The sequence below is a fragment of the Calditrichia bacterium genome (genome assembly GCA_020634975.1).
Lineage (GTDB): Bacteria > Calditrichota > Calditrichia > RBG-13-44-9 > J075 > JACKAQ01.
The window spans coordinates 2,378,676-2,391,443 of record JACKAQ010000001.1 but is presented as its reverse complement, the minus strand read 5'-3'; the positions used below and the strand labels follow the sequence as shown (position 1 = coordinate 2,391,443).

Genomic DNA, 12,768 nt, shown 5'->3' with positions numbered 1-12,768 from the left:
CCTGAGTGAAATGATTGACATCTGGACATTTGTCCAACAATTAATGTGTGTGGTTTTTTGGCCAAACGGCTGTAAAAAATTGCTACCGAACCAGCAGCATTTTTTTGCTTTCGATGTGTTGATCAACGGAAAGTTGATAGATATAAACACCCGAACTTACGGGCATATTCTCACCATTTGTCCCATCCCAAACCCAATTGTATTCACCGGCATTTTGGCGGGACTGGACCAGCGTTTTAATTTCATTTCCGAGTAAATCAAAAATTATTAAAAGCACATTTGCGGGCTTGAACAATTCATAACGAATTGTTGTTGACGGGTTGAACGGGTTAGGGAAATTCCCGTGTAAAACAAATGATTCCGGGTGCATAGAAATTGAGCTCAGCTTGTCTTCAATTGCCACTAATCCACCACTTTTTGTAGAAAGAATCGTACCATTGTTGCCAATAGCCCAGCCAGTTGTATCACTAATAAATACAATATCTTGCAAATCTCTTTCGGTACCGCTAACCTGTGTTTCCCAATTTGAACCACCATCAGTAGTGCTTAGAATGCTACCATTATCACCCACTATCCAACCTTTTAAAGTAGTGATAAAGCAAACGCTATTTAAAGAAAACGATGAGCCACCTACATAATCAAAGTAACCGCCGGGAGACTGCCATTGCGCAATTACCCCGGTATACCCTAAAAATAAATCTCCATAAGAACCAACGACCCATCCAAATGAAGGTGATAAAAATTGAATGCTCAAATGGTAAGTATCTTCCGCAATCGGACCTAAGTGATCCCAGGTCATACCGCCATCAGTTGTATTAAGAAACATATTCCCACCAACAACAAATCCATTTTGGTCATCAAAAAATGCAAATCCTCCATCTCATAAGATGTGCCGAATCCGACAGACATCCAACTATTACCACCATCAACAGTAGAAAAAACAGCACCATTATCTCCGCAGACCCAACCAATACTGTCATTTTGAAAATCCACAGCATTCAGATTTGCAGATGAGCCAAGTGTTTGCGATTCCCATGTTATTCCCTTATTTGTAGTCATTATTATTGTTCCGTTATCTCCAACAGCCCATCCAACTAAATCTGTTACAAAATCTATCCCACTTAAATTTCTGCTTGTATTCCCGTTTTGATGAGTCCACAAGTTTCCTGGTTGCTAGTATATAAAATTGTTCCGGCGTTCCCGACAACCCACCCTGTTGAATCATTTATAAAATAAATTCCATTCAATCCACGGGTGGTTCCACTATTCTGAGAATGCCAACCTGATGTTTGACCAATCAAAAATGAAAATGGTAAAGCGAGGATTACGAATGTGTTTAATATCGCTTTCACAACTGCCTTCCTTTCGTAAACATACATCAACGGTTGTTTATAGATATCCAAACCATAAACAATTGTAAATTATAGACATAGCCAGCAAAACAACCAAAGGCAGACTGTAAGCAACCTGCCTTTGGGCAGCACTCATCCGTGAATGTATGGAGTTTTTATAGGCGATTTTATTTGTCACAGGGCGAACATTAACAAGAGGCGAACGAAAAATTCAACCCACTTCCCAAAAGGATAGTTGTGGTATGGATTTCTGAATTTCATTTCCGTTTGGCACCGTAAGCTTCGGGATAAATTTATTTAAACACTATCGCCGAGTCTACCACTCAGAAAACAAAACCTTTAAATCTTGAAACAAAAAGGGGGTATTAAGGCAGGTTTATGCTTTTTTTTCGGTCTGACGGTGCACAAATTCTGATGGCGAAACACCAAATTGCTCCCGAAAACATGTGGCAAAAAACGATGGATTGTTGAACCCGACACTATAGGCAATTTCGGAAATGTTACCGCTTTTTTGGGGCAATAACTGTGCAGCGCGTTTTAGCCGTATCGAACGAATAAAATGGGTGGTTGTTAAGCCGGTAATAACTTTAATTTTGCGGTTCAAATGCACCCGACTCACGCTCATTTCAGAGCTGAATATTTCTGCAGTAAAATCTGTGTCGGAAATATGCGCTTCAATAATATCGATGGCTTTTTGCAAAAATTGTTGATCCATCGAGGTTACGGTCACGTCGCCGGGCGCCAGTATTATTTGCGATTGAAACAATTCCTGCAATCGACGGCGTTGTGCAATCAGGTTTTTGATACGCGCCAGCAATTCCGGAGCGCTAAACGGTTTGGTCAAATAATCATCAGCACCAATTTCCAAACCGGCAAGCCTGTTTTCTTCCGATGCTTTGGCTGTCAGTAAAATAACCGGGATATGGCTGGTTTTTTCATCCGTTTTTAGCTTTTCGCAAAATGAAAAACCATCCATCTCCGGCATCATCACATCACAAACGACTAAATCCGGAAATGCTTTTACGGCTATTGCCAAACCGATTTTTCCATTTTTTGCAGAAATCGTATGATACGTTTCTTTCAGCGTATCACAAATGTATTTCCGTACATCCGGGTTGTCTTCAATAACCAATATTGTTTTTTCTTTGGGACTGCGCCCGTCAATGACAATTGGTTGCCGGTTATCGTCAAATCGATCCTTTGTTTTATATTCATCGGTGAAAATTGCCGGTTCATTTTCCGTCTGTTCATTTCCGGAAGTGCTGATTTCTTCATCACTTATAATGTCCTCCGGATTCAAATGCTCTTTTCCCGTTGGCAAAAAAATCACAAATTGGCTGCCTTTATTTACATCGCTGGATACGATAATTTTACCGCCGTGCAATTCAACGAGTTCGTTCACCAAAGCCAACCCGATGCCGGTGCCGCTATAACGGCGGGTTGTTGAGTCATCTACCTGATAAAAGCGTTCAAAAATATACGCCTGGTGTTCTGGCTGAATACCGATACCCGTGTCCGTTATGGCAATTTCGATAAAATCATTGTTTCCGGTCGGAAGTTGCCGGTGACCGATTGCCTTGCCTTCATCATTGATTGTATCTTGCTTTAACTCAACCGCAATTTTACCACCTTCCGGTGTAAATTTGAAGGCATTAGACAGCAAATTTGAAATGATCATTTCAAATTTACGACGTTCGACATATACATAAACTTTTTCATTGGGTGCATTTACAATCAATTCGATATTGTGTAATTCCGCCAGTGATTCGAATGCCATTGTCATTCCACGAACCATGCTCACCAGTTCTTCTTTGCGAACCTTAAGGCGCATCCTGCGGGATTCCAGCTTAGAAAGATCCAATAATTGGTTGATGAGTTCCATCAAGCGCTGACAGTTGTTTCTAATCAGGTTCAGGTTATGGCGCCCCTCATCATCGGTGACCTTTTCCCATAATTTTTCAACCGGTCCTTTAATGAGGGTCAGCGGCGTGCGGAATTCATGGGAAATATTGGCAAAGAAACGCGATTTCATTCGATCAATTTCTACCAGTTTTTCAGCCTGCAGATGTTCAATTTCAAGTTTGTGTTTGAGTTGCTGGCGGTTGATTTCAAAGCGGCGGGCGATAATCAGCAACAAAATTCCGGTTACAACATACATCACATATGCCCAGGTTGATCGCCACCACGGCGGCGTAATAATCAGGCGAATGGCTGCGCCGTTTTCATTCCAAACGTTATCGTTGTTGCTTCCTTTTACGCGAAAAACGTATTCTCCCGGATCGATATTGGTATACGTTGCGGTATTTTGATTACCGACATATGTCCAGTTTTCGTCAAATCCCTCCAGCATATAGGCATATTGATTTTTTTCGGGAACGGTATAATCCAGCGCCGCAAATTCAAACGTAAATACGCTTTCGCGGTAGGAAAGGGTTATTTCATCGCATTCAGAAATATCGCTTTCGAGGAAGTATGACTGGTTAGATGCCGCGCTTTTTATGGCATTTCGGATGGGAACGGATTTGTTAAAAATCTTGAAATCTGTAAACACAATTGGCGGGATATTCTGATTGTCTGTTATTTGATCGGGGAAAAAAGAACTCAAACCATTATTACCGCCAAAAAACAGTTCGCCGCTGCTGCTTTTAAAATACGCACCGGTATTGTCCGCAAACAGATTGCCCTGCAAACCATCCTGCACATTATAATTTCTGAAAACCCGGTTTTGCGGATCAAACTTCTCAATTCCGGCGTTTGTCGCCAGCCACAAAAAACCTTCGTCGTCTTCGAGGATGCCGTAAATGGTTTCGTTGGTTAATCCATCTTTCAAATGGAACCGTTCGAAAACTCCGGTAACAGGATCGAACTTGTTTAAACCGGATGCCGTGCCAATCCAATAGTCGCCACTTCCGGCTTTACAAATTGAATAAAGGTAATTGTTGCTAATCGACTGCTCGTTTTTTTCATCAAAGCGATATGCGTAAAAAGACGCCGATTTGGGGTGAAAACGGATCAAACCGCCGCCGTAGGTGGCCAACCAGATCACTTTTTCGCCATTAAAATCACCCTTGGTTAATTGAAAAATATAGTCCTCATTCGTATTAATTCTATTGGGATGATAGTGAAACTGGCGAATATGGTTGTTTGCCAAATTTAACTGATGTAATCCGCCACTTCGAGTACCGATCCACAACACATTGCCCTCACTGGTCGTGTCTTCCAGAATCGTCGATATGTAGTTGTTTTTTAATTGGTGCGGAGGCGGGCTTTCTGTCGAGAATCTTTCGAAGATACCTTTATCCGGGTTAAAGCGATTTAATCCATTATTCGTGCCGATCCAAAAGTTGCCCGATTTATCCTTTGTAATAAACGTGATTTGATTGCTGCTCAAACTGCTCGCAATTTGGGGGTTTTGCTGATAACGAACCACTGTTCCATTTGTCCGATTCAGATGGTAAAGTCCGCTATCCCGGGTGCTAATCCACAATTTACGCCCTGCTTCTGTCGGATCTTCATATATCGCCCAAATGAAGTTATCACCTTTTTGGAAGTCGCCATTTAATACACGCTTTTGATAATGCGTGAAACTTTTTAGTGTTTGTGTTTTGATAACCCCGAGTTCTGTGCCAAACCACAAACACCCCTTTGTATCCTTGAAAATAGAAAGCACAAATTTGCCAGAGAAACTCTGTACATCAAAAGGATCATACTTCAGACGCTTAAATGTCTTTTTATCGGGATTCATCAAACTAACACCTTCTCCATGATGTCCCAATAGCAATTTACCTGAATCATCTTTCAATATTGCTCTAACGGAATGCCCACCGAGACTGTTTGGGTCATTTTCCTGATGCGTGAAACGAGTAAATGTTTCTGTTTCTCGATCAAAGCGGTTTAAGCCCCCTTTGTGTACTCCAATCCAAAGCATGCGGCTGTCGTCTTCGGCGATTGTCATAATATTGTCACCACCCAAGCTATTGGGGTTTGCCGGATCGTGGCGATACCATTTGAATGTTTTTTTCTCCCGATCGAAACGATTTAAGCCGCCGTGTTGGGTACCAATCCAGAGGATGCCGTTGCGATCTTCGTAAATTGCACCAACACCCTTATCGCTAACACTATTTGGGTTATTCGGGTCATGCCGGAACACCTCAAACGATTCTGTCGCAGCATTAAACCGGTTAAGCCCACCATGCGCAGTTCCGATCCATAGCTGTTGTTGGCTGTCAATAAAAATAGTCCATATTTCGTTATCACCGATGGCGTCTGCCCGACTTGAGTCGGCCATAAACCGGGTAAACTGTTGCGTTTTATGATTAAAACGGTTTAACCCACCGCCACGCGTACCGACCCAAAGTGCGCCCGTTTTATCTTCGAGCAATTCCAAAACAAAATTCTGGCTCAAACTCAAAGAATCCTGCGGATCGTGTTTAAATATTGTAAATGAATATCCATCATAACGATTGAGGCCGTCACCGGTGCCGAACCACATAAATCCTTTGGAATCCTGGGTAATACAGTAAACGTCGGAATGCGATAATCCTTGTTCAACACCAATATTGGAAAATACCAGGTCATCAGAATCCCGGATATCAAACAACCCGGTTTGAGCCATTATACCAGCCTGCACACAAACGATACAAAAGAATACAATGTATCTAATCTGGTAGTACATGGATTTTCTCCGTTACATGACAGATTTCAAATCTCTGATAAGATTTTTTTTATCATGCCGACATTTGCAGATCACTATTTTGAATTGAATAAAAAGATACAATATTTTGTGACATATCCAATTAAATAGTGCTTGATCTTTCAATTATTTGCGAAGATTTTAATATACAGGACTGAATTTGGTAGAAAATTTTATTGAGCGCCAGAACCGCTAAGCACAGAGCGACTGGCAGTATTTCCAGCATTATTTTAACTGGCGCAAACTGCTGTCAGGCGCAGACCCCGTCGGCAACGACGGAGTCTCTACGCCCATTTTTCGGACAAATAGAACCATATTGTCCTTATAATTCCCAAAGAAATAGCAGTTTTACAGAACGTTATTTCAGCAAAATCATTTTACGGGTATTGACAAACTCGTTGACCTCTATCCGGTAAATATAAATCCCGCTGGAAACTTTCTCTCCCAGATGATTTTTGCCATCCCACATAACCTCTTTATAGCCGGCAGTCTGATCACTATCCACCAGTATTCGCACCAGTTGTCCCAGCACATTGAACACCTGCAAGCGCACTCTACCGCTTTCTTTCAAACTGTATTTCAGCCGGGTGCTGGGGTTAAAGGGATTGGGATAGTTTTGCTCCAGAGAGTATGTGGCTGGTATATCGGTTTCCGGATCGTTATTAATGCCCAATGGCGAGTCTATCTGCAATTTATTGCCAAGCTCCAGCACCCAATCAAACTGAGCCCTGCGGGCAACATTGAGTAGATCGGTTTCTGAACGTCCGGCAACCAGTGCAAATCCGAGGGTTACACTACTGTCTGGAGGAATGCTCACCGGCGGCAGACCAAACATCTGGGCATGATCGTCGCCGAAACCGATATCACCGTTGGGATTGCCATCCCGGTAGGTAGTCATGTATGCCCATTTGCTGGCGTTGGTCATCAGACCATTGTTGATCTCGGCATCATAGTTCAGAATTCGGCGTCCCGCGAAAACATTGCTGGAGAGTGGGACAATACCCAACCAGGCATCGGGATTGAGGTTATTGTGCTGCTCCATAACCTCGAACGGAAACGGTGCGTCTCCGTTAACCGTGGGAATGAAGTTAAGCGAATCGATGATCACCTGACCACGGTCAGCAAAATCCAGCGAGGCATCCCAGTCCACAAATGCTCCGACATAAACGTCAGTTAAATTTATTCCGCTGGTATTCGTTACCGTAAGTTCAAAGGTTTCACTGAACTGCGAGAGACCTGCGTTGTTACTGATTGTTCGCTGGGTAATGGTTACCCCGATGGGATTTTCTGCAAGCGCATCGCTGTAGCTGGTGATTGCCTCTGCGCGAACGCCAGGAACAACAATTTCTTCGATGTGGGACATGATCTGAAAATCTGCATCAGAGTATAAATCATCATCCCAGGCAGCATCTGATACATGATCTGCGTCTGTAGCTACTGCAATACCGCCATAATAAAGCCGCTGTCCGGATGCAGTACTTGGATTGAACCGGAAACCGCTGCCGGTGCCGCCCCACTCCGGATTATCATTCAAAAAACCGATGCTCCCTTCGTTCGTAACGGAAGACATGTAGCGAGATGTCAGGTGATCGAACGTTGCTTCAGATGCAACGGCAGCTGTAATTTTGGTCAGATTTCCCCAACTGCTTTGATTGTCACCATATATAGCATTAATGGTGTACCAGTAGGTAGTCCCCAATGTAACATCGGAATCAAAATAGGTTTGGGAAGATGTATCCAAAACAGCAATGTCGTTGAAATTAAAACCATCTTCTGACCGCCAAATTTTGTATCCTGTGAGTCCTGAAGGATTGCTATTCAATTTTTGCTGTTGACTGCTACCTGTCTGTAGATTTCCCAGATTTTGGGTTGTCGTAGCTGCTGTCGGAATCAATCGACGATCTAAAATTTGAGGTAATGGCCGCTTGACTTTTTGTGTCACATCGGTAGCGGATATATCTGTCGGTTTCAATTCCATAACTCTGGAATTTTTGCCCGCGCCTTCAACAACCAACGCCCGGATCATCAGGTTTGCGGTGTAAAAATCATTTAAATTAAACCAGTTCACGCCATCATTACTCCACCACGCACGGAATAAATTGCTGCCGTTTTCGTCTGCACCCAATTTATAATTAAGGGTATCAATTTGGGACCAGGAAATGAAGAAATCCCCTTCTGTGATGGTTACTGCGGTAGGTAGATCAATCGTTGTAAAATTACCCCGTTCGTTGATGGCATAATTGGTGTAATCCAATATCCGCGTATGCGGTGGAAATTGACCTGAAGCCACATTTTTCCAAACGGAATATTGTACATCACGGGGCGCTGCACCGGAGGATACCCAGTATGTTTTAATACCAACCAGTGTCGCCGGATAAATATTCGGTTTAAAACGAACTGCCATTTGCCCTGTTACGCCATCAAATCCAAGGTCCAACTCAACAGTATTGTCATCGTATGCCAGTTCTCCCGGCGGAAAGGGGCGTTGCCAATCAAGCTTGACCTTACTGTTTTGCGCTACAGAGCGAATGTGTAACGGGGCATTCAGCGAAAGCGTCGCCGGAGGGGGAGCATTGGGTGTTGGCGCCCGGTCGGCGATAAATGTGTTATTCAAATCTTCACTGGTTTCATCCGCCCCACTAATGCCATTGCCATTACCTGAGTTTTGGGTACCTTCTGTAAAATCAATGCGGTGTGCTGCAAAACCAGTTTCTGGTCCCGGTGCGCTAACTTGCACAGCAATGGGCGTGTCGTCCAGATAAGCCGTTGGCGAGTTATCGGCATCCGGTCCGTCGATGCTCACGCCAGATTTGTCAACCTGTTCATTGATGCTTCCGCCGGAACCCTCGTAGATGATGTAATCTACATCCTGCACCAGATCGCTGAGGCCATCCCAATAATATAGAACGATCACTTCGTCGCTATTGGTGAGCCCACCCTGCTGATTGACCGATCCGGGAAATGCTTCCCGCATGTCAGCCGCATCGGTTGTCACTGTGCTGCTGTCCTCAAACAGCTCATATGTCGGTGTGATGCCAAATGCGTTTTCAAAATTCTGATCGCCGGCCAGCGCGATGGTCTGGTATTCACCCGGATTGATCACCGCCTCCGACGGAAAGCGGGCATGAAAATCATCAAAACCGCCACCGCCACCACCACCTTCAACGATTTGGTAATAGTAGGTGTTGCCGTTTTGTAAGGTCGCATCGGTGAGATAGTAGTTTTCCAGACGCACCGGCGTATCATTGGGATTATAAATTTCAATGAACTCGTTTTCTGTTGGTGAAACCGTAAATTCGGTTATGAGTAGCTTCAAGGGTTTTTCCGGCAAACCGAGTTGACCCCGAATTTCGCCAGAGCCATGGAGGGTTGAGTGAATGTTCACATATATATTTCCGTTAAGCAGCTCTGAAACAAGTTCAGGCGTTAGCGCTTCACCGTCGCTGCTGGTCCACTCGCCACTGAAAGTGCTACCGCCGCTGATGGGTGTTCCGGAATAAATAGTCTTGACAACTCCGCCGTTTTGCCCGGCCGGTGCATTGTGAAAGTGAGCAGCTGTTATTTCCCCGGAGAGATGCCTTACTGCAATTTCGTAACTCAGCACGGTTTGATCGCCATTCAATACAAATTTTCCGGTGCCGCTGCCAACGGTTGCAACCGGAGTGGGCGCAGTTTTGTTGCCGTTCAAATAGCTTGCAAACATTCGGCTAACCGGCGACATTAACCGGGTATAACTCACTAAATCGAGTGAGATTGAAGAACCGTAGTAAATATTATCCACCACATGTTCCCTAAAAGCGATATAGATATCTGATCCTTCCGGCACTTTATCACCGATGCTGAAAGAATATTTACGCCAGGTCGTTATTGTGTCAACGATCTGACCGAATGCCAACTCCGCAACAATCGTGTTAAAATCTGAGGGGGTGATACCGGTGGTTGATATACGCACATCCACCGAATCGATATAATTAAAGGGCCAGTTGCGAATCCAGAAATGCAGGGAATCGCCATATTCAACGCCGGTAATTTGAGGAGTGATAAGCCACTGATCATTAAAATTGCTTCCACCGGTATTCCAGGAGTTAAATGCGACTCTTGCCCCGCCATTCGGTGGCCCGCTCACAATACCGCCACCCCATCCGGGAATAGGTGTGGTACCAATTGTCTGGCTGCTCCAGCCCACCGTTCCGCCGTCCTGATTGTACTTTTGCCAATTCGCCGGTGGAAAGTTTACGTCCTCAAAAGATTCAAATAGAATGGTATTGAAAGGAATCTTAAACGGCTTCAATTCAACAATATTGGAAGGATTGCTCTCTTCATCGTCAACCAACGCGGTCACGTAGTAGTAATAGGTTGTTTCGTTGACCAGATTTGAGTCGCTAAAGGTTGTTTCCGTAGCATCCACAGTATCAATAGCAGTGAAGTTAAACCCATCTGTTGAGCGATAAACCGGATAACCGATTAAACCCATCGTCTGCAATTCCAGATTCAGCATGCTTTTATCGATGGTTAATTTGCCGGTTTTGCCTTCCTCGCGGGTGGCTGATCCAGGCAAACCGAGCTTCTTTTGAATCATGCTCAGCAGAGATGGGGGCGGCTCCCATGATAAATCCACCGCTTGATTGCGAGGGTTGCCAACCAAATTGGCCGGCGGTGGAAAACCTTCCGCAAGTTGAATATTATCAAATAAATAGGTATTGCCAATCGTCATGTCGTCCGAGGCGCTGAAACGCAGCTGAAACGCCTGGTGATACGCATCTGCGGGCAAAAGGTATTCTTTTCTATCAAATTGCCGGTAATTTCCTGCACCATAGTTGTTGCCGGGAAGGGAATCCAGTGTTCTCCAACTGCCGTCATCGGCAAGGTAACTAACCAAAACATATTGCCCAAGCCACATGTTCTGTTCGGATTTCCAAAAAGAAAGCAGAACGGTGGTTTTATCTGACAAATCGAACAAACCGGTCGTCGCCACATCAACGTCCTGGTTCTGAAACAATTTTCCTGATATATCCATCATATACGGTTCAGAGGGCAAACTGTAAGGATAAGGTGGCACAAGCACACCGTTTCGGTCGATGACTCTCGGCGAACCACGGAATTTGGAAATATCCCAATTGTTAAAACTAAAACTGTTTACCATAAAATTTTCATTCCAGGGGATATCTATTTGTGGAACGGAAAATCCTGTGCCTTCAACGGTGATAACCAAAGGTTCACTGCCGGTAAGCCCGTCATGGGTAATGGTAATTTCACCGGATGACGGTCCAATGGCCGGCGGGGTAAAGGTGATGTCGAATGATGCCGTTCCGGCGGGAGGTATTTGACCCGGAACATTGCTGACAGTAAATGCCGGCATATTTGACAAAACAGACAGGATGTTCAGTGCCAAACCGCCGTTGGTGAGATAAACCGTTTCCGTGGCGCTTTCACCCGGTTGAATGTAGCCAAAATCAACATTCACTGCGGTGCTGAACAGCAGTCCGCCCGCCGGATCGCTCAGTGTGATGTCGTCAATCGCCCACCACCGGCTCCAGTTTCCCGTCCAGTTCCACTTCAGGCGAACCTGTGACTTGCCTGCGGCAATGGCTGTGAGGTCAAAAAATTCCAGTTGGGGATTGGCGGTTGTTTCATCTTGCCAGACAGCCAGAGAACTCCAGGTTGCTCCGTCATCGCTGCTAACGCTAAGTTCGCCCTTACCCCCAAAACCGGACTGAAAAAGATGCTCGAATGAGAGGATAACATTGGCGGCGCCGGAACAGTCAATTGCCGGGCTGATCAGGTCACAGTCTTCCGGGGGTGTATCAAAATTGTAAAAATCACTATCAAAAATGGCAAACCCATTTGCAGCGCTGCCGGTTAAGATTTCCCGCTCGCCGGGGTTATTAAACTGCCAGACCTCGCCGATCCCGGCATGGTCAACAATCGACCATCCGGCAGGCAGGCTGCCACCAGAAAACATTTCATCGAATATTGCGCTGCTGATGAGCACATCGTCAACAGCCCAGAAATAGCCCCAGTTGCCGGTCCATTTCCAGCGGACAAGCACCTGGGAATGACCGGCCGCCTGAGCAGTGATATCAAACGTCTCTTTTTGGCCATCTTCGGTATTGACATTTTCCCAGTGGGCAATGGTGAACCATGTTGCGCCGTTGTCGTTGCTGACGCTCACCTCGGCGACACCACCAAAGCTGCTCTCGAAAAAATGTTCGAAAGAAAGTTTTACTGCCACGGCATCCGAAAAATCGAGCGGTGGTGTGATCAGGTCGGCATCTTCCGGGTTGCCGTTATTGCCGTAATTGTCGCTATCAAAAATAGCGAAGCCATTGTAGCCGGTGGTCGTTTGTATCTCCCCCCGTCCGCCAGGATCGTCAAATTCCCAGATTTCGCCGTTGCCGACATTATCCACGTTGCTCCATCCCGCTGGCAGAACGCCATCAGAAAAATCTTCCGAAAAATAGACCGTTGACTGCTGTGGTGACAGGCGGTACAACGGCGACGGTGTCTTTTCCTGCTGAAGGTATGGGTAAATTTTCTGATACGCTTCTTTACTGAGCGCTTCTCCTGAGCGATAAGTCTCCAGCAATTTTAATATTTCTTTTTTGCTGTTTTTATTTGTTTCTTCATCGCCGGCGTGCAGGCTGTTGGCAGCAATCAGCAGCAGAATAAGGATAAATGTTTTACAAATTTTCATATTGTTGCCCTCTGAATTGGGTGTTTTTT

5 protein-coding genes are annotated in these 12,768 nt (G+C 45.0%); all 5 read right to left on the bottom strand.

The window, feature by feature from the left end:
- Positions 1-82: 82 nt before the first annotated feature.
- Complete coding sequence (locus H6629_09635) at positions 83-826, bottom strand: T9SS type A sorting domain-containing protein (protein ID MCB9068054.1); 744 nt, start codon at positions 824-826, stop codon at positions 83-85.
- Complete coding sequence (locus H6629_09630) at positions 796-1,161, bottom strand: hypothetical protein (GenBank protein ID MCB9068053.1); 366 nt, start codon at positions 1,159-1,161, stop codon at positions 796-798. The genes H6629_09635 and H6629_09630 overlap by 31 nt, the downstream gene beginning before the upstream one ends.
- Positions 1,122-1,352 (bottom strand): hypothetical protein, encoded by a 231-nt coding sequence (locus H6629_09625; GenBank protein ID MCB9068052.1) that lies wholly within the window; start codon positions 1,350-1,352, stop codon positions 1,122-1,124. Before H6629_09625 ends, H6629_09630 begins: the two co-directional genes overlap by 40 nt.
- A gap of 376 nt (positions 1,353-1,728) precedes the next feature.
- A complete protein-coding gene (locus H6629_09620; GenBank protein MCB9068051.1) occupies positions 1,729-5,967 on the bottom strand; it encodes a response regulator in 4,239 nt (1,412 codons plus the stop codon).
- Between the two features lie 436 nt (positions 5,968-6,403).
- Positions 6,404-12,739 (bottom strand): choice-of-anchor J domain-containing protein, encoded by a 6,336-nt coding sequence (locus tag H6629_09615; protein ID MCB9068050.1) that lies wholly within the window; start codon positions 12,737-12,739, stop codon positions 6,404-6,406.
- Positions 12,740-12,768: the final 29 nt, after the last annotated feature.

Excerpts from the sequence above, each read along its gene's own strand:
- H6629_09620 (MCB9068051.1), bottom strand. The coding sequence starts at position 5,967 with ATGGCTCAAACCGGGTTGTTTGATATCCGGGATTCTGATGACCTGGTA.
- H6629_09615 (MCB9068050.1), bottom strand. The coding sequence starts at position 12,739 with ATGAAAATTTGTAAAACATTTATCCTTATTCTGCTGCTGATTGCTGCC.
- H6629_09635 (MCB9068054.1), bottom strand. The coding sequence starts at position 826 with ATGTTTCTTAATACAACTGATGGCGGTATGACCTGGGATCACTTAGGT.